This is a genomic window from Thomasclavelia sp., from assembly GCF_047249845.1.
Taxonomy (GTDB): Bacteria; Bacillota_I; Bacilli_A; order Erysipelotrichales; family Coprobacillaceae; genus Thomasclavelia.
In genome coordinates this window covers 1-26,698 of sequence record NZ_JBKTWO010000042.1, presented here as the reverse complement: position 1 = coordinate 26,698, position 26,698 = coordinate 1, and the positions used below count along the sequence as shown (strand labels likewise).

The 26,698-nt window shown below is 29.6% G+C and carries 27 protein-coding genes and 1 pseudogene; 19 read left to right on the top strand and 9 right to left on the bottom strand.

Features of this window, described 5'->3' with window-relative positions; genetic code table 11:
* Positions 1 to 135 precede the first annotated feature (135 nt).
* The 8 genes from ACLR9T_RS10635 (at position 136) to ACLR9T_RS10600 (ending at position 7,262) form a co-directional block, all read left to right on the top strand.
* A complete protein-coding gene (locus ACLR9T_RS10635) occupies positions 136 to 762 on the top strand; it encodes an HAD family hydrolase (RefSeq protein WP_413109522.1) in 627 nt (208 codons plus the stop codon).
* A 19-nt stretch (positions 763 to 781) separates the two neighbouring features.
* Positions 782 to 2,083 (top strand): SPFH domain-containing protein, encoded by a 1,302-nt coding sequence (locus tag ACLR9T_RS10630; protein WP_413109521.1) that lies wholly within the window; start codon positions 782 to 784, stop codon positions 2,081 to 2,083.
* A 229-nt stretch (positions 2,084 to 2,312) separates the two neighbouring features.
* On the top strand, positions 2,313 to 3,083 hold the full coding sequence (locus ACLR9T_RS10625) for an EFR1 family ferrodoxin (protein ID WP_413109520.1): 771 nt from the start codon (positions 2,313 to 2,315) through the stop codon (positions 3,081 to 3,083).
* A 5-nt stretch (positions 3,084 to 3,088) separates the two neighbouring features.
* Positions 3,089 to 4,237 (top strand): glycerate kinase, encoded by a 1,149-nt coding sequence (locus tag ACLR9T_RS10620; RefSeq protein WP_413109519.1) that lies wholly within the window; start codon positions 3,089 to 3,091, stop codon positions 4,235 to 4,237.
* On the top strand, positions 4,234 to 4,764 hold the full coding sequence (locus ACLR9T_RS10615; RefSeq protein WP_413109518.1) for a dihydrofolate reductase family protein: 531 nt from the start codon (positions 4,234 to 4,236) through the stop codon (positions 4,762 to 4,764). The genes ACLR9T_RS10620 and ACLR9T_RS10615 overlap by 4 nt, the downstream gene beginning before the upstream one ends.
* A 21-nt stretch (positions 4,765 to 4,785) precedes the next feature.
* Entirely contained in the window at positions 4,786 to 5,271 is a 486-nt protein-coding gene (locus ACLR9T_RS10610; RefSeq protein WP_413109517.1) for a DUF1648 domain-containing protein, read from the top strand.
* Between the two features lie 87 nt (positions 5,272 to 5,358).
* Positions 5,359 to 6,507 carry an aldo/keto reductase gene (locus ACLR9T_RS10605; protein WP_413109516.1) on the top strand — a complete coding sequence of 383 codons (1,149 nt, stop codon included), beginning with the start codon at positions 5,359 to 5,361 and terminating at the stop codon, positions 6,505 to 6,507.
* Between the two features lie 8 nt (positions 6,508 to 6,515).
* Positions 6,516 to 7,262: an alpha/beta hydrolase gene (locus tag ACLR9T_RS10600; protein WP_413109515.1), complete on the top strand. Its 747-nt coding sequence runs from the start codon at positions 6,516 to 6,518 to the stop codon at positions 7,260 to 7,262.
* Between the two features lie 702 nt (positions 7,263 to 7,964).
* On the opposite strand, the gene ACLR9T_RS10595 is transcribed toward ACLR9T_RS10600, so the two are convergent.
* Entirely contained in the window at positions 7,965 to 8,600 is a 636-nt protein-coding gene (locus ACLR9T_RS10595) for a flavodoxin family protein (protein ID WP_413109514.1), read from the bottom strand.
* 16 nt (positions 8,601 to 8,616) lie between these two features.
* Positions 8,617 to 9,462 (bottom strand): aldo/keto reductase, encoded by an 846-nt coding sequence (locus tag ACLR9T_RS10590; RefSeq protein ID WP_413109513.1) that lies wholly within the window; start codon positions 9,460 to 9,462, stop codon positions 8,617 to 8,619.
* A 128-nt stretch (positions 9,463 to 9,590) separates the two neighbouring features.
* Here ACLR9T_RS10590 and ACLR9T_RS10585 point away from each other — a divergent pair, with 128 nt between their 5' ends.
* The 8 genes and pseudogenes from ACLR9T_RS10585 to ACLR9T_RS10550 all read left to right on the top strand — a co-directional run bounded on the left by ACLR9T_RS10585 (position 9,591) and on the right by ACLR9T_RS10550 (position 15,916).
* Entirely contained in the window at positions 9,591 to 9,944 is a 354-nt protein-coding gene (locus ACLR9T_RS10585) for a winged helix-turn-helix transcriptional regulator (RefSeq protein ID WP_413109512.1), read from the top strand.
* A gap of 255 nt (positions 9,945 to 10,199) precedes the next feature.
* Positions 10,200 to 10,569, top strand: a pseudogene (locus tag ACLR9T_RS10580) (site-specific integrase); the annotation flags it as partial.
* A 633-nt stretch (positions 10,570 to 11,202) separates the two neighbouring features.
* Positions 11,203 to 11,955 carry a peroxide stress protein YaaA gene (gene yaaA, locus ACLR9T_RS10575; protein ID WP_413109511.1) on the top strand — a complete coding sequence of 251 codons (753 nt, stop codon included), beginning with the start codon at positions 11,203 to 11,205 and terminating at the stop codon, positions 11,953 to 11,955.
* 116 nt (positions 11,956 to 12,071) lie between these two features.
* Positions 12,072 to 12,338: a 30S ribosomal protein S15 gene (rpsO, locus tag ACLR9T_RS10570; RefSeq protein WP_413109510.1), complete on the top strand. Its 267-nt coding sequence runs from the start codon at positions 12,072 to 12,074 to the stop codon at positions 12,336 to 12,338.
* Positions 12,339 to 12,815: 477 nt separating this feature from the next.
* Positions 12,816 to 13,196 (top strand): MerR family transcriptional regulator, encoded by a 381-nt coding sequence (locus ACLR9T_RS10565; protein ID WP_413109509.1) that lies wholly within the window; start codon positions 12,816 to 12,818, stop codon positions 13,194 to 13,196.
* Positions 13,197 to 13,215: 19 nt separating this feature from the next.
* Positions 13,216 to 13,971 (top strand): carboxymuconolactone decarboxylase family protein, encoded by a 756-nt coding sequence (locus tag ACLR9T_RS10560; protein WP_413109508.1) that lies wholly within the window; start codon positions 13,216 to 13,218, stop codon positions 13,969 to 13,971.
* A gap of 13 nt (positions 13,972 to 13,984) precedes the next feature.
* Positions 13,985 to 14,461, top strand: a complete 477-nt coding sequence (locus tag ACLR9T_RS10555) for a flavodoxin (protein ID WP_413109507.1) — start codon at positions 13,985 to 13,987, stop codon at positions 14,459 to 14,461.
* 282 nt (positions 14,462 to 14,743) lie between these two features.
* Positions 14,744 to 15,916 carry an iron-containing alcohol dehydrogenase gene (locus ACLR9T_RS10550; RefSeq protein WP_413109506.1) on the top strand — a complete coding sequence of 391 codons (1,173 nt, stop codon included), beginning with the start codon at positions 14,744 to 14,746 and terminating at the stop codon, positions 15,914 to 15,916.
* A 418-nt stretch (positions 15,917 to 16,334) separates the two neighbouring features.
* On the opposite strand, the gene ACLR9T_RS10545 is transcribed toward ACLR9T_RS10550, so the two are convergent.
* The 7 genes from ACLR9T_RS10545 to ACLR9T_RS10515 form a co-directional block, all read right to left on the bottom strand.
* Positions 16,335 to 17,156 carry a hypothetical protein gene (locus ACLR9T_RS10545; protein ID WP_413109505.1) on the bottom strand — a complete coding sequence of 274 codons (822 nt, stop codon included), beginning with the start codon at positions 17,154 to 17,156 and terminating at the stop codon, positions 16,335 to 16,337.
* A 1-nt stretch (position 17,157) separates the two neighbouring features.
* A complete protein-coding gene (locus ACLR9T_RS10540; protein WP_413109504.1) occupies positions 17,158 to 17,826 on the bottom strand; it encodes a class D sortase in 669 nt (222 codons plus the stop codon).
* Complete coding sequence (locus ACLR9T_RS10535; RefSeq protein WP_413109503.1) at positions 17,826 to 18,383, bottom strand: LPXTG cell wall anchor domain-containing protein; 558 nt, start codon at positions 18,381 to 18,383, stop codon at positions 17,826 to 17,828. Before ACLR9T_RS10535 ends, ACLR9T_RS10540 begins: the two co-directional genes overlap by 1 nt.
* 76 nt (positions 18,384 to 18,459) lie before the next feature.
* On the bottom strand, positions 18,460 to 19,485 hold the full coding sequence (locus ACLR9T_RS10530) for a hypothetical protein (RefSeq protein WP_413109502.1): 1,026 nt from the start codon (positions 19,483 to 19,485) through the stop codon (positions 18,460 to 18,462).
* Positions 19,485 to 20,216: a CpsD/CapB family tyrosine-protein kinase gene (locus tag ACLR9T_RS10525; RefSeq protein WP_413109501.1), complete on the bottom strand. Its 732-nt coding sequence runs from the start codon at positions 20,214 to 20,216 to the stop codon at positions 19,485 to 19,487. Before ACLR9T_RS10525 ends, ACLR9T_RS10530 begins: the two co-directional genes overlap by 1 nt.
* Complete coding sequence (locus ACLR9T_RS10520) at positions 20,217 to 20,978, bottom strand: tyrosine-protein phosphatase (protein ID WP_413109500.1); 762 nt, start codon at positions 20,976 to 20,978, stop codon at positions 20,217 to 20,219.
* Positions 20,978 to 21,664 carry a YveK family protein gene (locus ACLR9T_RS10515; RefSeq protein ID WP_413109499.1) on the bottom strand — a complete coding sequence of 229 codons (687 nt, stop codon included), beginning with the start codon at positions 21,662 to 21,664 and terminating at the stop codon, positions 20,978 to 20,980. The genes ACLR9T_RS10520 and ACLR9T_RS10515 overlap by 1 nt, the downstream gene beginning before the upstream one ends.
* Positions 21,665 to 21,969: 305 nt before the next feature.
* Between ACLR9T_RS10515 and ACLR9T_RS10510 the strand changes: the two genes are divergently transcribed.
* The 3 genes from ACLR9T_RS10510 to ACLR9T_RS10500 form a co-directional block, all read left to right on the top strand.
* Positions 21,970 to 23,874 (top strand): polysaccharide biosynthesis protein, encoded by a 1,905-nt coding sequence (locus tag ACLR9T_RS10510; RefSeq protein ID WP_413109498.1) that lies wholly within the window; start codon positions 21,970 to 21,972, stop codon positions 23,872 to 23,874.
* 80 nt (positions 23,875 to 23,954) lie between these two features.
* Positions 23,955 to 24,515 carry an antiterminator LoaP gene (gene loaP, locus ACLR9T_RS10505; RefSeq protein WP_413109497.1) on the top strand — a complete coding sequence of 187 codons (561 nt, stop codon included), beginning with the start codon at positions 23,955 to 23,957 and terminating at the stop codon, positions 24,513 to 24,515.
* 316 nt (positions 24,516 to 24,831) lie between these two features.
* Positions 24,832 to 26,698 (top strand): family 20 glycosylhydrolase (locus ACLR9T_RS10500; RefSeq protein ID WP_413109496.1); only part of this gene is annotated, 1,867 nt, incomplete at its 3' end.

Here is a 26,698-nt window from a genome sequence, read left to right as displayed (position 1 = left end):
ATGTATCTAAAATTCTTTAATATAACTATAGAGGAATATTATATTTATTGTTATAATTTTAATATCTAAATTAGATTCGACAATAATAGTAAAGATTTAATAGATATGTTAAAATAAATATGCTGGAGGAATAAGATGGAGAATTATAAAGCTATCATATATGACCTTGATGGAACCATTTTAGATACTTTAAAAATGAATATGTTGCCATTGATGAAAATTATTGAAGAAGAAACCGGGAATAAAGTTGCTTATGAGGAGGTACTTAAATATGCAGCTTGGCCTGGAATGGAAACGTTGGCTGATTTGAATATAGATGATAGAGAAAAAACTTATGCTAGATGGGTTAAATATGTTAATGAATTTGAAAATGGTGCAACGCTATTTGAGGGATTTGAAGAAGTATTTAATAAATTTAATGGAAGAATGGTTCAAGCAATTGTATCATCAAAAACGGTAAAGCAGTATCAAATAGATGTTGTTGAAAAAGGAATTGATAAATATATGAAAATAGCAATTCTTGCTGATGATACACTGAAACATAAACCAGATCCGGAGCCTCTTTTAAAGTGTTTAAAAGAAATTGGATTAGAACCAGGTGAAGTTATTTATATTGGAGATTCTTTAAGTGATTATCAAGCTGCAAATAGTGCAGGAGTTGATTTTGGATATGCTACTTGGGGAAGTGTTTCTAGTGAAGGGATTTATGGACCAACATATGTGTTTGATCATCCTTTAGAATTATTGAAATTATTAAAATGAAAAGGAAGGAGAATTATTTATGGGATTAATAAAAGCAGGAATAGGAGCCGTTGGGGGAACTTTAGCAGATCAGTGGAAAGAGTTCTTTTATTGTGATGGAATCGATAAGGATATTTTAGTTGTAAAGGGTCAGAAAAAGACAAGTGATCGTTCATCTAATCGTAAAGGTGAAGAGAATATTATTTCTAATGGCAGTGGGATTGCAGTAGCTGACGGGCAGTGTATGATTATTGTTGAACAGGGTAAAATTATTGAAGTTTGTGCAGAACCTGGTCAATTTACATTTGATAGTTCTAGTGAACCAAGTATATTTGTTGGAGGCTTGGGTGAAGGCATTCATAATACATTTGAAACAGTAAAGAGAAGGTTTACGTATGGTGGAGATACTGGTAAGGATCAAAGAGTTTATTATTTTAATTTAAAGGAAATATTGGATAATAAATATGGTACGGCTAATCCAGTTCCATTTAGAGTTGTAGATGCTAATATTGGTTTGGATATCGATATTTCTGTACGTTGTCATGGAACTTATTCATATAAAATAGTTGATCCATTACTTTTTTATACTAATGTTTGTGGAAATATAAGTAATGAATTTAATCGTGAAGAAATAGATAGTACTTTAAAGGCTGAATTACTTACTGCATTACAGCCAGCTTTTGCTAAAATTTCGCAACAAGGGATTCGTTATAGTGCTCTTCCTGGGCATACTACAGAAATTGTTGATGCTTTAAATGAAATTTTAGATAAGAAATGGTATCAATTAAGGGGAATTAAAATTGCTTCATTGGCAATTAATTCAATAGTTGCAAATAAAGAGGATGAAGAATTAATTAAAAATGCTCAACGAACTGCAATCTTTAAAAATCCATCAATGGCAGCAGCGACACTTGTCGAAGCACAAAGTGAAGCTTTAAAAGGTGCAGCTAGTAATGAAGGTGGAGCGATGATTGGTTTTATGGGAATGAATATGGCTCAAAATGCTGGAGGGATAAATGCTCAAGATTTATATAAAATGTCTCAAGAATCATCTCAATCAACTGATTCTAAGTTAAATCAAGATGAGTGGAATTGTTCATGTGGGACAAAAAATACTGGTAAATTTTGTGTAGAGTGTGGTAAGCCAAAGATAGAGGGCTGGTTGTGTTCATGTGGTAATATTAATAAGGGAAAATTTTGTAGTGAGTGTGGTAAACCTAAACCTGTAGATGCTCCACTGTATCGATGTGATAAATGTGGTTGGGAACCAGAGGATCCTTATCACCCACCAAAATTTTGTCCAGAATGTGGTGATATTTTTGATGATAATGATAAGCGGTAAAATATTGGTTAGATGTTAAACTTATTTGTTTAACATCTTTTATTTTATAATTATAATGAATTCTGTAGTATAGCAGGGAGATTTGGTAAAGGGATGAAAAAATCAAACTTATTAAACAAATAGTTTTATTTTCCGATTTTATCCTAGCATGATTGCAAATTAAAAATAGTAGCATATAATTAATGGTGTATGTTATATTGAGTTAAGAAGAGTAGAAGGTGGTAGTTTAATGAAATTATATTGTGTATATTTTAGCCCTACAGGTGGGACTAAAAGAATATTAGATATTATGATGGAAAAATGGCAAATTGAAAAGGAGTTAGTTGATTTATCAGTTCAAGGTTTTGATAAAAGATATCAGTTAGAACGAGATGATATATGCATGATAGCTGTTCCTTCTTATGGCGGCAGAGTTCCAGATATTGTAATTAAGAGGCTAGCAAAAATTAAAGGTGATTATACAAGAACAATTTTAATTGTAGTTTACGGTAATCGTGATTATGAGGATACTTTACTTGAGCTTAAAGAAGTAATGAAAGATAATGGTTTTAATTCAATTGCGGCAGTAAGTGCAGTAGCTAAACATTCAATTATGAATCAATTTGCAAGTGATCGACCTAATGAAATGGATAAAATGCAGTTAGAAGTTTTTAGTAAAGAAATCATACACTTAATCGAGACTAAAGAGAAGTATGATGATTTAAAAATACCAGGGAATTTTCCGTATCGTCAATATAAAGGGGTACCTTTTAAGCCCAAAGGAAATAAACGGTGTAATGGATGTGGCATATGTGCTAGAACATGCCCAACTCAGGCTATTTCATTAGAGTCGTTAAAATCAGTTGATAAAAATAAGTGTATTTCATGTATGCGTTGCGTAAATATTTGTCCAAATCATGCTCGGCAGATAAATCCATTGCTTTTAAAGATTGCTGGTAGATTAATGGTAAAGTCTTGTTCTTCAAGAAAAGAAAATCAATTATTTTTTGAAGTTGAGTAGAAAATATGAAAATTGTAATTGCAGTGGATTCATTTAAGGGAAGTTTATCTTCAGTTGAAGCTGGTAAAGCAATCGAAAAAGGAATTAGACGAGTATATTTAAATAGTGAGATTGTAATAAAACCATTAGCTGATGGTGGTGAAGGAACAGTTGAGGCATTAATAGCGGGCTTAAACGGTAAATTACGAACAGTAAAAGTTACTGGACCTTTAGGCGAGATGGTCAATTGTTGTTATGGAATTATTGAATCTAAAACTATGGCAGTTATTGAAATGGCACAAGTATCAGGATTAACTTTAGTTCCTGAATCTAAAAGAAATCCGCTATATACAACTACATATGGGTTAGGTCAAGTCATTAAGGATGCAATAAACCAAGGATGTCGACGTTTTATTATTGGTATCGGTGGTAGTGCTACTAATGATGGTGGAATTGGAATGCTTCAAGCTCTAGGGTTTGAATTATTAGATAAAGATGGTAAACAGGTTGATTTTGGAGCATTGGGGCTGAAGAATCTTAAAATAATTAAAACTGATAAGGCATTACCAGTTTTAAAAGAATGTGATTTTATGATTGCTTGTGATGTTAATAATCCTCTATGTGGTTTGTTAGGTTCTAGTACTGTATATGGGCCTCAAAAAGGTGCTGACAAAGAATTAATAGAGGAAATGGATAATTGGTTAAATAGATATGCGATTTTATCAAAGAAAATATATCCTTTAGCTAATGCTGATTATCCAGGGGTTGGAGCAGCTGGGGGGTTAGGATTTGCTTTTTTAACTTTTTTAAATGCTCAGTTAGATTTAGGAAGTAAGTTAATTTTAAAAGAAATAAATTTTGAAGAGGATATTAAGGATGCGGATCTTGTAATAACAGGTGAAGGTAATCTTGATTTTCAAACAACAATGGGTAAAGCCCCTATTGGAGTGGCTAAATTAGCTAAAAAGTATAATCTTCCAGTAATTGCGTTTGCAGGGTCAGTTTCAAATGATGCAAATATGTGTAATGATATTGGAATAGATGCATATTTTTCAATTTTAAGAAACATTGTTACTTTATCTGAAGCAATGAATAAACAAAGAGCAGAAATGAACATAATAAATACTGTGGAGCAAGTTTTTAGATTGTGGAAAATAAAGGAAGATCATACATGAAAAAAGTAATTTTGTATATTGGAATGAGTTTAGATGGTTATATTGCAAATAAAGATATGAAAGTAGATTGGATGATTGGGGAGAATTCAAATAATCAAGAAGACAGTAGTTATAATGAATTTATTACAAATATTGATACGATTATAATGGGATATACAACTTATTATCAAATAGTAAATGAACTATCAAAAAATAACTGGCCTTATAAAGATATGATGACCTATGTTATTACCCATCGTTTACTTTTAAATCAAGAAGAGATTATTTTTACAAATGAAAAATTATTTAATTTAATTCAAAGATTAAAGAAAACAGAAGGTAAGAATATTTGGATTTGTGGAGGTGCAAATATTGTTAATCAATTAATTAAACTTAATTTAATTGATGAATATCATATAACTATCATACCAACTATATTAGGTGGAGGTGTTAAATTATTTAATAATAATAATAGTGAGATAAAACTAAAATTAGTTGCAAAGGCTTGCTATAATGGAATAGTACAAATATGTTATCAAAAAAGATAATATTAAAAAGGGGTAAATAAAATGAATAAAATTAAGGCTACAAAATATCAGACAGTTTTAAATATTTTATCATTATTAGTGTTGATAGGTACGATTTTATATTTAATTATATTTTGGAATACCATTCCTCAAAAAATTCCAGGTCATTATAATGGTAATGGAATAATTGATCGTTGGGGGAATAAAAGTGAACTTATTATTCCTTTAGTCATTGGAATAATAATGTATTTAGGATTAAGTTTTGTTGAACGTTGTACAAAAATATGGAATATAGGTGTTGAGGTCAATGAAATTAATCGTGAAAAAGTATACTCATTAACAAGAGAATTATTAATAACTAGTAAGTTTTTTTTAACTCTTAATTTTTCGTTTTTAACAATTAATAGTTCTTTAAGTTTAAATTTACCAAATTGGTATACATTAATATTTGTTGGTCTTCTTTTTGTAGTAATTGTAGTATATACGATTAGGCTTATATTATTAAATAGGAAAGTCAAACATATCTAATTATTTTAGATATGTTTTTCATAAATAATATATATTTACTTGACATAAAGTTTACTTTAACATGTAAAATATAACGGAGGTGAGAATATGAATTATCGTATATTGGGAAGAACAGGAATTAAAGTAAGTGAGATTGCATTAGGTTGTGAAGGATTTGTAAATAAAAGTATTGATGAAGTAAAACTATTTGTTGATAAGGCATATGAAAATGGAATTAATTTTATTGATTTTTATTCATCTAATCCTGATGCTCGTGAAGCTTTTGGTAAAGCAATAGAAGGTATGCGTAAGCAGTGGATAATTGAGGGACATCTATGTACTATTTGGAAGAATGACCAATATTTAAGAACTCGTAATATTGATGAAGTCAAAGAAGGATTTAGCGATCTTTTAAAGAGATTACAAACTAATTATATAGATATTGGAATGATTCATTATATTGATGCTGAAAGTGATTTTGATAATATATTTAATGGTGAAATTATTAAATATGCATTAACATTAAAAAAGCAAGGAATTATAAAGTATCTTGGTATTAGTTCACATAATCCTTATATAGCTATTAAAGCAGTTAGAACTGGATTAATTGATGTAATTTTATTTTCAATTAATCCATGCTATGATATGCTTCCTCCAAGTGAAGAAGTGAATGATTTATGGGATGATAAAAATTACGAGAAACCGCTAGTAAATATAGATCCTGTTCGACAAGAATTATATGAGTTGTGCCAAAGTCAGGGAGTTGCTATTACTGTAATGAAGGCTTTTGGAGGTGGCGATTTACTAGATGAAAAATTATCACCATTTAAAGTGAAAATGACACCTTTGCAATGTATTCATTATGCTTTAACAAGACCAGGTGTAGTATCGGTAATGGCTGGAAGTCGTACAATTGATGAATTGCTGGAAGCATTAGAATATGAAAGGGCAGAATCAAGCCAAAGAGATTATGCTAATATTTTAGCTAGTATTCCTAAGCATTCTTTTATTGGTAATTGCGTTTATTGCGGACATTGTGCACCATGTGTAAAAGGAATTTCGGTTGCTGATATTAATAAGTTTACTGATTTGTGTATTGCAAAAAAAGAGGTAGTTGAAACAGTTAGAGATCATTATGCTTTATTGAAACATCATGCAAGTGAGTGTATAGAATGTAGAAGTTGTGAAAGTAATTGTCCTTTTGGAGTAGAAATTATAAAAAAAATGAAAAAAGCAGTAAAAATATTTGGTTATTAGGAGAAGTTATGATTGAAAAATTTAGTATTAAGATTACACCATTTGATCTGATTAGAACAGTTCATGTCTATTTACCTAATGAATATTTATTTAGTAATAGAAGATATCCTGTTATGTATATGTTTGATGGACATAATTTATTTTATGACGAAGATGCTACATATGGTAAGTCATGGGGATTAAAAGAATTTATGGATAATTATGATAAACCATTGATTATTGTTGGGATTGAGTGTAATCATAGTGGTAATGAACGTTTAAATGAGTATTGTCCATATGATATAAAAAATGGTTATTTTGGACCAATTACTGGTAGAGGTAAACAGCTGATGGAATGGCTAATAAATGAGTTAAAACCAATAATTGATAAAAAATATCGGACTTATCCATTTAGAGAATGTACAGGAATTGCAGGTAGTTCAATGGGGGGATTAATGGCTCTATATTCAGTAATCAAATATAATCAATATTTTTCTAAAGCAGCTTGTATTTCACCTGCAATTTCGTTATGTATGAAAGATTTAAAACTCGAATTAAATAATCAAGAGATTAATAGTGATACTAGGGTATATTTTAGTTTTGGAAAAAAAGAGACACATAATATTGATGAAACCCTTAAAAATATTTTAGTCTTTAATGATTATTTTATTAAGTTAAAGGCTAATTGTTATATATTAATAGCAGAAAATGGTGAGCATAATGAAGCTTCTTGGCAAAAAGAAAATATTGTTTATTTAAATTATTTATGGAAATAAGTTCAATTATTAAAATTAAGCTTTTTTACATAATAATATTGATAATGAACCTAGTAAAGATATTTTTATGACAATTTATCTAGACCATGCTAAATTAGTGTATGTTGAGGTTTTATGATGCGATACGTATTTTAATCAGCTATAAATAATAATATAAAGTTTTTATATCTGATTTTTGATTATCCGCATAAATGCAATGTTTTCAATTATTTTAAAGTATAGAAAATATAATATTTTATCACGAATTTACCACGATTATATGGGCTTTGATATGACTATATAAATAAAAACCGTAATTGTTAACTAACACATCACGATATGTGAAAACAGTTACGGTTTTTGTTTATTAAATTTATAACCCACATTCCAGACAGTGATAATGTATATCAGATTATCTAGGTCGGGTTTAATCTTTTTTCACAGTTTACGAATGAAAGAGGAAAGATGCTGGTATCTTTTGGCATATTTTCAAATCCCCAGACACATTCAAAAAGTTGTTCTTTAGTAAATCTCTGTTCTCTATAGAAATAAAGGAAACATAACAGGTCAAACTCTTTTAAAAGCAAATCACCACTTTAATTTAGTACAGTACTTGTAAGTGGATTTATGAATAGGTCATTTTCTTGTTTTGGATTTACTGTAAACTTCTTTTTTTTTCAGAAAACTCTATTATAATATTTTTCCATATAAATTACACCCATCTTATCTGATAAAATTCATAAATACTTTTTCTTCAGGGGTTATTTCATCTACTTTTTCTTTGCCTTTATCCATGACATTAAGAAGCCATGCCATATTTTTCCCAAGAACTCTCATAATCTGTGTTCCCTCTGTGTCCTTTAAGACCTCAGCGGGCTCTGTCCCATAAGACACATTCCAATAATTTGAAGCGGGTATAATCATCTCAGAATAATTCAAAAAGTGATTTAATTGATCGAAAGTAGATACACCACCAGAACGTCTATCAGCAACAATACTTGCTCCTACTTTATGACGAAACATTCCGCGATTTACAGACGCTACATAAAATGCTCTATCTAAAAATGATTTCATAGTTCCACCGATACCAGCGTAGTGAACAGGAGAACCTAAGAGGATACCATCTGCCCCTTTCATTTTTTGAATCCAGCTATTTACTTCATCATTCCTCATAATACATTGTTCATTTTGATTTTTAGCACACTCACCACATGCCATACAACCACGTATCAGTTTATTGCCAACATGTATGATTTCCACTTCAATCCCTGCTTTTTCCAATTCATCTGTTACAATACGAATAGCGTTGTATGTATTTCCTTTGCTTTTTGGACTACCATTAAATGCTATGACTTTCATAATATCAACTCCCTAATTAAAAATCAACATGGTCAGGGTGTAAACCCGAACCTGGACAATCGGTAATATTATTAATTTTATTCATATCTTCATTAGAAATAGTAAAATCAAAAATATTCAGATTTTCAAAGATACGTTGTGGCGTAATAGATTTTGGAAGTGGAACAATTTCCTGTTGCATAATCCAACGTAATGTTATTTGAGCGACTGATCTATCATATTTTTCTGCCAATTCTTTAAGGGTACGATTTTCAAAAATCTGCCCGTTAGAGAATGGTGCCCATGCCTCTACAAGTATATCATTCTTTTTGCAATAATCTACTGTTTCTGTTTGTAGCATGGCAGGGTGAATTTCAATTTGGTTGACCATAGGTTTGATTTTGGCTTTTTCCATCAATGGTTTTAAATGATGTGGCATGAAATTGCTAACGCCTATTGCTTTGATTTTTCCCTCTTCATAAAGTTCTTCAAAAGCCCGCCATGTTTCTAAATTTTTTTCTTGCCAATTTTCTTTAGAAGCTTTTGCAATAGGCCAATGAATGAGATATAAGTCAATGTAAGCTAATTGTAAATCATGTAATGTCTTTTCAAAAGCCTTTTTTGTTTCTTCATATCCTTTGTTATCATTCCAAAGTTTACTTGTGATGAAAAGCTCTTCTCGCTTCACATTTGCTTTTTTTATAGCTGAACCAACACTTTCTTCATTTCCATAAGCTGCAGCACAGTCTATATGCCTAAAACCAGCCTTTAGAGCATGGGATACAGAATTTTCAGTTTCTGTTCCATTAGCAGTACGGAATGTCCCAAATCCAATTCCTGGAATTTTATATTGATTGTTTAGTGTATAAAATAGGTTTTTCATTTTGTTTCTCCTTTACTTTTGTTGAATATGAGCGTATTATAACTATAAAGCAAATTATTTGTAAAGTACCTACTTTAAAGTAATATACTAACCAAAAAGTAAGTTTTGCTTAAAGGAAGGAGATTTTAATGAAAATTTATAACATAGGTGTAGAAGCAACAATGGATGTTATCGGAGGAAAATGGAAACCTATTATTCTATGTAACCTAAGACATAAAAATTTAAGAACAAATGAACTTCAAAAAAAAATCCCTCATATTAGTCAAAAAATGTTAATTCAACAACTTCGAGAGCTTGAGCGAGACAATATTATAATTCGAAAAGTTTACCAAGAAGTACCACCACGCGTTGAGTATTCTCTAAGTGAATATGGACAAAGTCTGTCGGAAGTATTGGATATTTTGTGTAATTGGGGAGAAAAACATGTCAAAAAGTTAATTTCAGAAGGAGAAGAGGTTGAATTAAATTGTAATAACCATTAAGTTGTTTGATAGGATCTATCAATAAAAACTGTGACTTTTGTTAAATCACAAGAATGTGAGAACAATCACAGTTTTTTATTTATAGAGCATAAGAATATATTTTTTAAAAATTCTTTTGCCGGATATAAACAGTATATTGTAATAACTATCTTCCAATTATTGTTTTTATGCAGTATCAATTCATATTATAGAATCTGTGTTACTTTGTCTAATTATCAATGAACTTGGCAATACTTCACACCTTTTTTCCTCTTGATCATCCAGCACAGAAAAGAAAAAAGACGAGGTATTGAGGACGGTATCGACAGCACAAGACATTTTACCTGCTCTATACCAAACAGGAAACACGGAGAACAATTGTGAAAAAAACAGAAACAACGAAAACAACTCATACGTTTATTAAAAGAGGACAATATTGATATGGTAAAACCTTCCGACGCTAAGGAATGTGCATTACGCATGAAAATAAAAGTTTTTTCCATCAATACATAAACGCTCGTTAAAAGCGTCATTCTACATAGCCATACAAGATGATTGTGTGAGGAAAAATCCCTTTGATTTCAAGTTGAATGAAGTTATAGAAAATGATTCCAAAGAGAAAGTCGCATTGACAAAGCAACAGGAATAAACCTAACTGTCATTCATCAAGACGGACAACATGGTATCACAGTGGACTGGTTAGATACCGCAAAATCAGAGGTTTAGCATCTAATCGTATAAAGAAGTATTTATCATAATTTTAACCACGATTGACAGGGAAAATATAAGAAAATAGATGGAAGTTTACCATAAAAGCTAAATTGCCCGTAAAGCCGATAAAATAAGGCTTTGCAGACATTTATGAAGATATAAAAAAATAGTCAAAAAGACATACAAATAGAAGTTGATTGGAGGCTAGATTAATTACTATATAATTAGAAATTATAAGATAATATGTAGCTAATTAGACAAATGGATAACTTTTAATTTTGAAAGTTTGTTGTATTTATTGATTTTTTATCTATGAAAACAGAAGTATATTAGTCTTTATCAAGTATAGCTAAATAATTATTATAATAAATAAAATCAATATATAAGGCTTTTTATTTATAGGTATGATTTTGTTCTATTCTTATAGTTCTTTTAAATAGATGGTAAACATGTTAAAATTAACTAGATTTTATTCAAATAGAACATTATTGTGATTAGATCTTTAAAACTTATTATTTTAGATGACAATGAATAAAAAGAAAGTGATAAATGTTATAGGTGATTAATAATGAAGATAGTAATAACCCCAGCGAAAAGAATGAAAGATGATATTGATTATCTTGAAGTTGAAAGTGAGCCAGTATTTTTAAAAGAAACTGAAATCATTTTGAAATATTTAAAAAAGTTAAGTATTCAAGAAATTAAACAATTATTAAAATGTAGTGATAAAATTGCACAAGAAGCTTATAGAAATTATCAATATATCGATTTAAAAAGTAATACTGTACCTGCTTTATTAGCCTATGATGGAATTCAGTATAATAATCTGGCAGCACATATTTTAACTAATGAAGATTATGAGTATACTAAAAAATATATACGAATACTTTCAGGATTTTATGGTGTTTTAAAACCATTTGATGGTGTTGTACCATATCGTTTAGAATTAAATAATAAGTTAGCTTTTGAAGAATATCATAATTTATATCAGTTTTGGGGTAACAAAATCTATCAAGAATTAATTAAAGATGATTATGAAATTCTAGATTTAGGTGCAAAACAGTATACTAGGATATTGAAAAAATATTTAGATCAAAATATTAATTATGTTAAATGTTTTTTTATGGAAAAAGAAGGAAATATTTTTAAAGAGATAGGTGTATATGTAAAACAGGCTCGTGGAGAAATGGTTCGTTTTTTAATTAAAAATAGAGTTACAAATTTTGAACAAGTAAAAGAATTTAAAGGATTGGGATATAGTTTTCATCACGAAAAATCTGATCAAAATAATTTTATTTTTATTCGTGAAAAAAATAATTAACTTGACATTATCATAATATTTGATAAAATATTAATTGCGGCAACATCTAGGATATATGAGTACTCGACGTATAGCTTGGAGTTAGCTAAGTTAAAAATAGAGGAGGATTATAGATTATGTTATCTAAAACTGAAAAAACAGCTATTATGCAAAAGTATGCTACTAAAGAAGGAGATACAGGATCTCCAGAAGTACAAATCGCAGTATTAACTGCAGATATCAACAAATTAAATGGACATTTCAAACAACATCCAAAAGATAAACATTCAAATAGAGGTTTATTGAAAAAAGTTGGACGTAGAAGAGATTTATTAAAATATTTGAAAAATAAAGATATTGAAAGATATTCAAATCTTTGTGAAAGCTTAGGTTTAAGAAAATAATTTATTTTATAAGATGTAGTTGGGGCACTTTCCATAAGGAAGGTGCCCCAAAGTTTTGTATTTTAAATAAAGTTGCAGGGTGTAATCATTAGGTTATGCTATTTTTGTCGTTCTTTTGGTAATACCTATGGTATTTATTGATCGTTTTATTTTTGTAGAAAGTAATAAGAAAACTAGTTTGTTTTAATTATCTATATGTTTTAAAAGACTGGAGTCATTTTTTTGTATCAACTTTTGTCTGATAACAATTCCATAATTTTATTGGATTAGTATTATGTTTCTTATTGTCTGGTATATAGTGACATTACAGGTGACTCTCTATTTAGTTGTAAATCTTTTTTATTTTATTACATCTTCGAGCATTTATGTTTGCTAAGACTTGTTTAAAAATTATAATATATTTTTAAAAAGACTCTTGACTTTGAGTTAACTCAAAGTTGTATAATCATATCAGATAAGAAAGGAGAAGAAAGAATTATGGGTTTAACAATTAAGGAAGTAAGTGAAAAATTTGGTATTCCATCTGAAACATTAAGATATTATGAAAGAGTTGGTGTTATTCCGCGTGTGACTCGAACGGCAAGTGGCATTAGAGATTATCAAGAAGAGGATATTGCTTGGGTAGAAAATGCGAAATGTTTTAGAGCAGCGGGACTTCCAATCGAAGCTTTAATTGAATATTTGAAATTGTATGGTGAGGGTAATTCTACTTTACAGGCAAGACTTGATTTGTTAAAAGAGCAAAAAGACATATTATTGATACAGCAAAAACAATTAGAGAAAACTCTTGATAAATTAAACTATAAGATTTCAAGATATGAATCAGCAGTAAAAACAGGAAGATTAACTTGGGACTAATAAAATGGAGGTTTAATATATGGTAGTAAAACAAACAGCGGGTAGAGATACTTTAGGCGAATTTGCTCCGAAATTTGCCGAGTTAAACGATGATGTATTGTTCGGAGAAGTATGGTCTAGAGATGATAAGCTTTCTCTTCGTGACCGTTCATTGATAACCGTCGTTGCTTTAATGTCTTTAGGAGTTATTGATTCTTCTTTCCAATATCATTTAATGGCAGCAAAAAAGAATGGTATTACAAAAACAGAAATTGCGGAAATTCTTACGCATGTTGCATTTTATATTGGTTGGCCAAAAGCTTGGGCAGCTTTTAAAGCTGCAAAAGAAGTTTGGAAGGAAGAAACAACGGGTATGAATGCAAAGGCAGAACATGAACGCAGTATGATATTTTCAATTGGGGAACCCAATGATGACTTTGCAAAATATTTTAAAGGTCAAAGTTACCTTGCTCCTCTTTCAACATCACAAGTTGGTATTTATAATGTAACCTTTGAACCTAAATGTCGTAATAATTGGCATATTCATCACGCAAAAAAGGGTGGTGGACAGATTTTGATTTGTATTTCAGGTCAAGGTTATTATCAGGAATGGGGTAAAAAAGCAGTTTTATTAAAAGAAGGAGATGTTATCAATATTCCTGTTGGTATCAAGCATTGGCATGGTGCTGCGCCAAATAGCTGGTTTTCACACATTGCTGTTGAAGTGCCAGGTGAAAACTGCACAAATGAATGGCTAGAAGAAGTAAGTGATGAAGAATACAACAAACTTAGATAAAGGAGATAAGATTATGAGTAAGAAATTAGTAGCATATTTTAGTGCAAGCGGTACTACTGCAGATCTTGCAAAAACATTGGCTTTAACAGTTGGTGGTGATTTACATGAAATAGTACCAGCACAATCGTATACATCAGCAGACCTCGATTGGACAAACAAGAAAAGTCGTTCAAGCATCGAGATGAATAATAAAAGTTTTAGACCTGCTATTGCAAATAAAGTAGTAAATATGGAACAGTATGATGTTATCTATGTTGGGTTTCCAATTTGGTGGTACGTAGCTCCAACAATTATCAATACATTTCTGGAAAGCTACGATTTGACAGGTAAGACGATTATTCCTTTTGCTACATCAGGTGGTAGCAAAATGGGAAACACAAACAGTGAATTAGCTCCATCTTGTAAGAAAGCTATTTTGAAAAACGGTAAAAGATTTTCAGTAAGTACAACAAAAGATGAATTATTATCTTGGATGAAAATAGTTGAATAAAAGCGCTACGTGAAAATAGCAGTTTTAATACAATTGCTAATGAATTTATTCATGGTGTGTAATAAATCGGACATAATACAATGAAAATAAATAATTATGCAAAAAATACAAAGGTGTAATTGTATCCAAATTAAAAAGTTAAATTTAAAGTCGTTGTATTTATGACACCTATTTATTATTACATTATATATTAGTATGCAGGAAAGGCAATATAAAGGGATGTTTCACTTAGAAAATGCATACAAAAAAGAAAATAAGTTATAAATAAAGGAGATACGAATAATGAACGATTTTATTTTTCATAATCCCGATAAAGTATATTTCGGAAAAAATCAGCTTGCCCACTTGCCTGAAGAACTTTTAAAGTTTGGCAAAAAGGTGCTACTTGTTTATGGAGGCGGTTCAATTAAAAAAAGTGGACTTTATGATGCCGTAAATGAATTACTTAAAATAAATGACTTAGAAGTATTTGAGCTTGCAGGCGTTGAGCCAAATCCTCGTCACACAACTGTAAATAAGGGGGCAGAAATCTGCAAAAAAGAAAATATTGATGTTGTATTAGCAGTAGGTGGCGGCTCTACAATTGACTGCTCAAAGGGAATTGCGGCAGCAGCAATGACCGAAAACGGAGATATTTGGAAATTAGTATCAAATAATGTATGGGTGACAGAGGCTTTACCCGTTGTTGCAGTTCTTACAAATGCTGCAACAGGTTCAGAAATGGATACTTGGGCTGTAATTTCTAACATGGATACCAACGAAAAAATTGGTCTTGGTGGTAGTGCACTTATTCCTAAAGTTGCCTTTGAAAATCCAGAACTTAGTTTTTCACTTCCAACATATCAGACAGTTTGCGGTGCATTTGACATTTTTAACCACGTTTTGGATAACTATTATTTTGCAGGAGAGGCAACATTTGATATGATTTTAGAATTTCAGGAGGCAGTTATGCGTGCTGTTGTAAAGTGGACACCTGTTGCAATGAAAGAGCCTAATAATTATGAAGCAAGAGCAAATCTTATGTGGGCTTCTTCTATGGCACTTAATACAGTTCTTGATGCAGGAACAGTCCATGGGTGCGCCTGTCATGCAATGGAGCATGAACTTTCCGCTTATTATGATATTACCCATGGTCACGGATTGGCAATTATAACTCCTCGTTGGCTTGAATATATTTTAAGCGAAAAGACAGCTCCTGCAATTTATCGTCTTGGTGTAAAGGTGTTTAACATAGAAGAAAACCTTGAAGAAATGTTTGGGGCAAAGAAAACAATTAAAGCAATTTCAGATTTTTGTTTCAATACGCTTGGATTAAAGGCTAATCTTTCTGATTTGGGCATTGACAGTAAGCATTTTAAAGAGATGGCTGAACATGCTTGTTTTGGCGATGTAATAACAGGTCCCAAAAATCTCAATTCTTCTGATATAGAAGCTATTTATAAGATGTGTTTATAGTAATATTTGAAATTATTATTGAAAAATTATCATTCTTACTGATATATTAATTTTATTTTTTCATGGATCAGTAAAATGCTGCTAATTGTGAAAAATAAAATGATACTTAGTCATGAACACAATGATTTGAACCTACCAAAGTTCCTGATGAAAATGTAGAAATATATATTTAAGACCTTCTTTGATTATTTAAAGAGGATGATATTATAATCTATTTAGATTATCTAATTTTCTGTAAAGGTAATTAATTTGTAATTTATTATTGACTCGTAAAAATAAAAGATATCTTATAAACTCATATTAGGTAATAGAAATGTTATCATTACATTATTTATTAAAAAATAATAATGAAGATGATACTGACTCATCAAAAAAGAGAAGCTGTTTGCTTATGCAGCTTCTCCTTTTAATATCTTATTTATCTTTTCTTGAATTTAAGATAAGCGATACTATTACCAATTATTATCATTACAATACCAATAACAACATAAATAAGCAAATAGCTATTGATAGCAGAAGTAATAAAATCATAAAAGTACTTTGGTGATAAACTTATTTTATTAACAAAATTACCAAAGTATATAAAGCCTGGCAAAGCCAGACAAATTAATCCAGCACTAGATAATGCATAGGCAAAATATCTTCTCCTGCCACGATAATGGCTATATAAGCGGTATAAAATAAATCCGCTAGTTAGAATAAGAATCAATAAAATTACGGCTATAATATAATAATATGTATTATAGGTATTAATAAGATTAATTACTAAATCTAAATATGGAAATGTTAAGTATGTTTTAAAATAATCAATTAAATTAGCTTTTAAGGTAGAAATAGCTATTTTTTCTTCGCTATTAATAATGATATTAGCTGATTCAAGATAGTCATCAATATCTTTAGATAATGATGATTCAAATGTTGATGTATCAATATTAGTATTACCTGTAGAAAAAGCAGTTTGAATATAGTTCTTCATGATTTTATCAGCTGATTTTTCATCAATATAATTTTCAAACATTTCTAAAGGAAATCCAGTTGATTGAGTTTCTTGTTGGATCTGCTTATTTAAATTAACTATAGATTGTTGATAAAAATCAGCACTTTCCATTTTAGAAATCAAGTAATTAGGATTCATAATAGTTACTTTTGTAACAGTAATTACAATAAATATGCTAATAAAGATCGTTAACAATAAAGCTAATAAAAATGATATTTTACTACGGCTGCTTCTTTTACTCATATTATTGTCCCTCCAATATAGTTGGTCCACTTATTTTATCTGCATAAACAAATAAACGTTGGGATTTGTAACCAATTATTTCAAACGGATAACAAGTATATAAAATTAACTTTTCTTGTTCTTTTTGCTCTAAATCATAGTTAGAGCTATCATTAGCATCAGCTATTTTAGTATTAGTAATCTTATATTCAAAATCACCATAGTGTGTAGATATTTTAATAATATCACCTATTTTAATATCACCTAAAGGTTCAAAATAAGGGATAGAATGTCCTGCAATTAGCAAAGTCCGATTAAAACCAGGAAGAAACGATCCTCTAAATAAACCAATACCATTACGTAACTGTTCTCTTCCATCACCATAGTATAAATTTACTTTAATATTTACAGAATCAATTGATAGTTTTCCAAATAAATCACCATATTCTGGTTGAATTATTTGAGATGCTTTAATAACATCAGAAGCAACTAATTTATTTGCATATAAATCAGTAGAATTTTCATCATTTAAGGTAGGTGCATAGTCACTAGAAATTAAGCTATATATAGACATTAAAGGCTCAATTACAGGACTAATTAGTAAGTATAGTGTTATATAACAAATAAATGTAAAAGATAATGGCACTAAAATTAGTGCCATTATTTTACGTTGTCTATGATTGAATTTCATTATTTAGCAAATAGATGTTTCTTTTTAGCGTAATATCCTGCACCTAATAAAATTACAACTAAACCAGCTGCAATAACTGCAGTTTGAGTTATATCATAACCTGTCTTTTTGATAACTTGTGTTGTTACATAAACTAATTTATCACCATCATAGAAAGAAATCGTTCTATCGGCAGCGTTTAGTTTAACTGTTAAACCAATAGCATTTGCAGCAGCTTGAATAAATTCTAAGATATCATAAGCCTGCTGTCTTGTAATTGAATTAAAATCTTTAATATGATTAGCTTGTAAATAAGCTTTAGTTGCTTCAACATTATTAATAATAGTGTTTTTTTGTTCAGTAGTTAAATCAAAACCATCTTGCATCATATAATTTTCAGCTGTATTGATATCAGCAGCTTGTAAACCAATTGTTGCTCCATCAACATTTACAGTAGATTTTAAAGCAGCTAATACTTCTTTTTCGTTTTCATTTAAAGAACCAACTGCCCATGCAGGTGTGATAGTTGTTATTACTAGAAGGCAAACTACAAGTAATGAACTTACTATTTTTTTCATTTTTCTTCCTCCTCTTCGAGTAGCTATATATTTATATAATATCCTTTTTTTTAATAAATAACAAGGATTTTATAAATTATTTAATAATATTTTTATTTATATATTTTAATGTAGTTAATTTATCTAAAATTTGTTTTGATAATAATTGAGAATATTTATCATTACCATTTATTTCATTAGCTTTAAGACTTGTTGGTATTTTGTTTTCAGCTATATCTTGTAAATCTTGAGCAGTAGGGGTTATACCAGCATCTTGTAATCCATTCGATAATAAATAGCTTTTAAAGTCTAAATAGTGTTCTCCATGAGCAGCTCGTAATGACTCATTAGTTTCATTACGATCATTTTGAGTTAATGATACAACAAGATAATTTTCAGTGTTAAAAGCTTGAATAATTTCTTTTTGATATCTAACTAAACTACCTTTTATACTCTCTTCATATGCACCAGTATATAGAATTAAAATGCCATTTGGTTCTATATTATTATTTACTTGTATCAAAGTTGGTGAATTAATAATTGTTTGTTCACCAGGCTGATCGCGAGTAAATAATAATGTATTACCTTCATAACGATAAGTAATCTTGCCGGTAACGCCATTAATTGTAACACTATCAATAGAGCCTTGGCTTTTTAAAAGTTCGTTATTAGCTTTACCACCCTGATTTAAAAATACGATTGGAGTAGGGGTGGTAGAAGCTGGAATAGTTAGTTTGTCAACATATACAGGTGTAACTCCTAATTTTACAAGTAATGCTGAGCTAGTGATTTTATCATCACCAATTGTTTTTATGTTAAAGTTTGCTAAATTATTTAGATAAGCTGGATAGGAATTATTTTTGTTTTCACTACCTAAAGTAGTACTGTCACCTACACAATATAAGGTTGGGATAACAGTTTCTGGATTATCTTTTTTATCGGTGTTGTCTGTTTCTTTAGGTTCTTTATTTTCGTTAGTGTCTACGACTTTGTTACTATTATCGGTAAATTTACTGATAAAGTTTTGTGTTCTATTACGATCATAAAAGAAAATTAAAGCAATGATAGCGCATAAAATTAAAACAACAACGACAAAGATAATATTATTTTTCTTTTGATCCATTAGTAGTAGTAATAATAGTAATATCCAGAATTTGCGCCATCATTTTCAACTTGTGTCAATACAGTACCAATAATATTGACATTATTTTTTTGTAATACTTCAACTGCTGCTTTGGCATCCTTACGATTTGTAGATTTTGATGAACAAATAAAGATAGTTCCATCAACAACATTACCAACTGGTATAGCATCACTAACCATCATAACAGGGGGACAATCAATGATAATAAAGTCATAAACATTTTTTAGGTTCTTAATAAAATCTTCAAATACAGGATTACTTAACAATTCAGAAGGATTTGGAACTTTAACTCCAGATGTTAAAACAGTTAAATCACTTACAAAAGATGAGTCTTTTATTTTTTGAAAGCATGATTGATTAACTTGTTTTGTTTTTCCATATTCAATTAGAGCATTAGTAAGACCAGTACTGTTAGAAATATTCAAATATTTATGTTGTACAGGTTTTCTTAAATCAGCATCAATTAGTAAAATTTTAGAATATTTTGTAGCATAAATCATTGCTAGATTTAATGCAGTAGTACTCTTTGATTCAGTTGGAACAGCAGAAGTAATATTTATTGCTTTTATATCTTGACCAACTGTCGAGTATTCAATATTAGTTCTAATATGACGATAAATTTCTTTATAATCAATTTTATTATTTTTTTGTTTAGGATTAGTTATTAATAAAGTTGATTTGTTTTCATGTTTTAATTTTTTCTTGAACATTTATTTTCTCCTTTTAAACCAAGGTATTTTATGTATTTCTACAGGTGATATTTCTTCCCCGTTAATAATAGCTAATGGGTTATCATACATCAATTTCTTTATTTGATTAGATGAATATTTTTTTATGAGCAATTCGTATGTATCATTGAGATTTGGATATCTATGTTTAGTAATTCGATGGGTATCATTTGCAATTACATGAATTAACCCTTTTTCTAATAATGTGTAAGCATTATTTTGAATCTTTTTACCATTTTCACCAAGAAAACTTGAACTGTTTACTTGTATGATATGACCATCTTTGATCCATGATTGTATTAGTTGTAAATCTAATTTATTATGAAAATACCTTTCAACATGAGCAATTACTAATTTATGTTTTAAAGAGTATTCATAAAGCCGATCATAACAATCCTCATTAATGTTTAGAGCAAGATTAAATTCTACTAATAAATATGGTCCATTGTTTAATGAAATAAATTCATTATTTTTTAACGAATTTAAACAATCACTATTGAGCATCACTTCACTACCATAATAACCTTTAATATCATAATTTTTAGCAAGTTTAATAAATTCTTTGATTCTTTCCTTGATAAAGTTAATATTACTGGTGGTTCCAGGTATAATATGTGGAGTAGCAATAATTTGTTTTATTCCTTGTTTACTAGCTTTTACTAAAGCTTTTTTAGTATCTTCTAAACAGGCCATACCATCGTCAATATCCCAGGCGTAATGACTATGGATATCAATAAACTCCATTATTGATCCTCAAAATAAGGAATTGCTCCTAATACTGGTAGATCTAATACTTGTTCAGCAGTTTCACCATTTTTGATTTTACTGTCTAATAAATATGCTAGCAGAATATAACCTAAAGATATTATAACACCAGCAACTGCACCTAAAAGCATATTCTTTTTAAGGCTTGGAGAAACAGGACTTGTATTAATTTCTGCATTATCGACAATGATGATATTTGAGATATCTAACATTTCTTTAACTGTTTCTGTAAATACACTAATCGTTTCATCAACGATTCGTTTAGATAAGCCTGGGTCATTTGTAACAGCACCAATTTCAATAATTTGAGTATCTTCAGTGTTTGATATTTGTAATGCTCCACGGACTAAACCGGTTGATATATCTAAGTTTTTAGCAATTTTATCTTGGATGTTATTTCCTTGTAATAACTTTATATAGTTAGCAATCATTGAGTTATTTGAGTTTAGTTGAGTCGAATCAACTGTTCCATCAACTACTTGTGCTTTTAAAAGAATCGTTCCTTGTGAAGAATATTTTTTTTCAATCATAAAAGTTGTATAAGAACCAGCAATAACAATTCCAACCAACATAAAGATAATAATTAGCTTAAGATGTTTTTTTATTAGTTTAAATAATTCTGATAAGTCAATTTGAACTTCATCATTTAATTCAGTTTTATCCATACGTCCTCCTAAATAATTTGTTTCAAGAAGTATTATGCTTTATAAACAGATAAATTGCAAGAAATTATCATTAAAAAGATAAAGAATTTTATTTTTATAATTTTATAAATAAATATAATAAATAAGGATATAAAGTAAAAAATTGCTAAATATATAATTTTTTCAAGGAAAAAATAAGAAAAACAAGAAATAATAAAAAAGCACTTGATTTATTACAATAAATTTATGATAATAGAAATGATTTTGTCATATTGTAGTTTTTTAACATTGATTAATGACTTATCTTGAAGGGGAGGGTGAGATTGATGGCTGAAACAAAAGAAAGGTCCCAGTTGAATTTTAGAAGAATTATTTTAATATTACTAGATGTTTTGTGTATTGTGTTAGCAGGATATGGTGCTTTACTACTTAGGTTCAATGGCCCTGTACCTAATAAGTACCTGGATAATTTAACTGTTATGCTTATACCAGTAATTGCATGTGGTTTAATAATTTTTTATTATTTTAGATTATATCATAGTTTATGGCAGTTTGCTTCAATTTCTGAACTTAAAAATATTCTTTATGCTACTGTTGCAGATAGTCTTGTAAATATCTGTATTCTTGAATTGTTTGATAAAAACTTGCCTCGCAGCAGCTATTTTATTTACTTTATGTTGTTGACGATGTTTTTAGGAGGAAGTAGATTTACTTATAGACTTTATAAGACTGAAAAAAATCGCTTAGGTTTTGGGTTGCTTAAAGAAAGAAGAGATTTGGAAAAAGTAATGATTATTGGAGCTGGTCTGGCTGGTGAAAAAGTTTATCGGGAAATAGTCAATTCCAGTGAAGTTTATAAACAGGTAATGTGTTTTATTGACGATGATCCTTCTAAGCGAGGACGGACTGTTCATGGTATGGTTATTTATGGTGGTAGAGAGAAGATTATTGAAGCAGCTGAAAAGTTTGAAATAGAAGAAATTTTAGTGGCAATTCCTTCAGCTGATAAAAAAGAATTGGCAGATATATTAAATATTTGTAAAGAAACTAAATGTAAAATCAAAAGATTACCTGGTAGCTATCAGTTACTAAACGGAGATATCCGTATTAGTGATTTCAAAGAAGTTGAAGTTCAGGATCTATTGGGACGTGATCCAATTGAAGTTAATCTTGAAGATATTATGGGATATGTAACAGACAAGACAGTGATGGTCACTGGAGGCGGTGGCTCAATAGGAAGTGAATTATGCCGTCAGATTGCATCCAATAAGCCAAAACAGTTAATTATTGTAGATATATATGAAAATAATGCTTATGATATTCAGCTGGAGCTAAAGGATGCTTATCCAGAGTTGAATTTGGAAGTAATGATAGCATCGGTAAGAAATACAAAACGAATAGAAGCGTTGTTTGAAAGATATCATCCAGAGATCGTATATCATGCAGCAGCCCATAAACATGTACCATTAATGGAGGATTCACCAAACGAAGCAGTTAAAAACAATGTTTTTGGAACATTAAATGTAGTAAGAGCAGCAGATAAATATAAAAGTAGACGATTTATCTTAATATCTACAGATAAAGCAGTAAACCCAACCAATGTAATGGGAGCAACAAAGAGAATTTGTGAAATGATCGTACAGTCATACAACAGGAAGTCTAAGACAGAATTTGTAGCAGTACGATTTGGAAATGTTTTAGGTTCAAATGGTTCAGTAATACCGCTGTTTAAAAGACAGATAAAAGCGGGAGGACCAGTAACAGTAACACATCCCGATATTATTCGATATTTTATGACGATACCAGAAGCAGTATCATTAGTATTACAGGCTGGAGCATATGCAAAGGGTGGAGAGATATTTATTTTGGATATGGGAAAACCTGTCAAGATAGCAGATATGGCTAGAAATCTGATTAAGCTATCTGGATATGAGCCAGATGTAGATATCAAGATAGAATATACAGGATTAAGACCGGGAGAAAAATTATATGAAGAATTACTGATGAAAGAAGAGGGTCTGGAGGAAACACCAAATAATTTGATTCATATAGGTAAACCGATAGAAATGAATGAAGAAGAATTCTTCAAAAAATTAAAAAACTTAAAAGAAGATGCGTATGAAGAAATAGAAGATATAAGACCGTTCATACAGGAACTGGTACCAACATATACATATAAAAAACCTTTTAAAAGAAAAGTACCTAAAATCAAACAAAAAACGAAAATTTAAAAAGATTATCAGAAATAATCGTCGCTATGTCGCGTTATTAAAGATAGTCAGTAATAAGATCAATTAGTCGGCATATTTAGATGTGGACTAGCGAAGCATATCCAAGTGGAGGAATGACCATGTATGATAACTGGTATGTTATTCAGGTAAGAAGTGGTAAGGAAGAAGAAATTAGAGAAACTTGTCAGCATCTAATTCCCCAAGGAATATATGAAGATTGTTTTATTCCCAAATGTAAAAGAATGAAAAAATATCGAGGAAAATGGGAAGAGGTTGAAGAAATCTTATTTAGGGGCTATGTTTTTATGATTACAGATCATATTGATGTTCTATTTAATCATTTAAAACTTATTCCTGATTTAACTAAAGTATTGGGGAATGATGGAAGTAATATCTTACCAATTCTTGTCGATGAAGCTAAATCATTACTTAGATTTGGCAAAAATAATCATATAATTGAAATGTCAAAGGGATATATTGTTGGGGATGATGTTGAAATCATTAGTGGGCCTTTGGTAGATTACCATGGTAAGATTACAAAAATAGACAGGCACAAACGAATTGCTTTTATAGAATTAAAATTATTTGATCGAATTACTACTGTAAAAGTTGGTTTAGAAATTATAAGCAAGGAAACATAGATTTCATCTATGTTTTTTTTGCTATAAAATAATTTTTAAGATTATGGTTTTAGTTAGTATATCAAAAAATATTGCAGTGATATTCACATAAAAATGAGCTAGATAATAAATAATATTTTGACAATTAACGATACATAGATTAAAATATTAGTATACAGTTGGATTGTTACTTTAAGCAGGCAAGACCATAATTTATCTAAGGGATATTATGGTCTTTTTTTGTATTCCAACTATCTCAAATTGAAAGTGAGGTGAAAAATAAATTAGATTTACGGGAATCGCTAATATTTTAATAATAAATGAGGAGAAAAAGTAAATGAAAGGGAAAAGATTTATTAAAGTTGGATTATCATTTGCGTTAGTGCTAACAGGATTGTTTGGTTTTGGGACAAATGTTAAAGCGGCTGAACAAACAACTACTTATCCTAATGTACAAAGTTACCAAAAAGATAATAATAAAACTTTTACAATTGGTAATGAGAGTAGGATTTATGTTATAGGAAATGAACGAACACTAAATAATGATAGTTTACTTAATGATTTAAAATTAATTAGTTCCAATTTATTAGGAACAGGTGTTTTATCTAAAGCTCCAAATATTGTTTTTGGTGATGAAGATGGTAGTATAGCTAATGATATTGTTGTAAAAATAGCTCCAGTAGAAGAGTTAACAGGGAAAGAACAAAGTTATAAAATTGTCATTGATAATAAAATCAATGTTATTGCTCAAGATGAGATTGGTATATACTATGGTTTAATGACAGTAATTCAAATGTTAAAAATTAATGATAATATTGTTGAACAGGGAATAATTACTGATTATCCAGATGTTAAAGAAAGATCAATGCATTTGGATATTGCTCGTAAATATTTTACAATTGATTGGATTAAAGATTTAATTAGAGATATGAGTTTGATGAAAATGAACTCATTACAAATTCATTTTTCTGAAAATGAAGGGTTTAGATTAGAAAGTGATTTTTTAAATTCTAAAGGATTTACATATCCTTCTCAATATTATACTAAAGAAGATATGGCTGAAATTGTTAATGAAGCAAAAAAATATCATATCGATGTTATTCCTTCATTGGATTCACCTGGGCATTTAAGATATATTTTAAATCAATTTCCGCAATATAGTTGTAGTGGTGTAATTAGTGATAGTGCAGCAAGTAGGACTTTTAATGTCTTTAATAATGAAGAAGCAAAAGAATTTTTATTTTCAATGATGGACGAATTTTCAACATTCTTCGGTGATTTAGGATGTACTAAAATGAATATTGGTGGAGATGAATTCCTTGATAATTTCTCAGTTTTAACAGAAGAGCAGTATAGCCAGGTAATGACATATTTTAATGAAGTTTCAGCAATGCTTAAATCAAAAGGAATGACAGCAAGGGCATGGAACGATGGTTTACGATTTACTAAGTATAGTAATTATACTTTAGACAGTGATATTGAAATTTGTTACTGGTCTGGTGGTAACGGGTGTGCAACGATTGCTGAATTTGTTGAAGCTGGACATAAAGTTATGAGTTATATAGATGTATACATGTATTATGTACTTGCCTCATGGTGGGATCAATGGGCTAATCCTAATGCTGAAAAAATATACAATGAATGGTATCCAGGTAAATGTTCACCTTCTCATAATAATGGAACAGTAACTGATCAGACATATACTGAACCATATCCTGACTTTTTATTAGGAAATTCATTTGCTTTATGGTGTGATACACCAAATTATAAAACAGAGGATCAAATTAGAACAGAATTATTTGAAAGAATGCGGGTTGTTGGTGAAAAAGCATGGAATACTCATGAGAGTATGCCAAGTTATGCAGAATTTAAACAAACGATCGATAAATTAGGCCGACCAGCAGGTTATCAAAGTGAACTGCCAGAACCTGGAGAAGTATATTATGAAGGACAGACAGCTGCTGTTACTTTAAAATACGTAGATACTAATAATAAACAAATTGCAAACGATGAAGTTTATTATGGTTTAAAAGACAAAGAATATAATTTTGAAGTTAAAGATATTTATGGTTATCGCTTTATTGAAGCTAGTGATTCATTAAGTGGAGTTTATCAAGATAATATTACTATAACTTTAACATATGAATCTTATTGTGATAAAACAGAATTAGCTAAAGAAATAAATAATCAGTTGATTACAAATA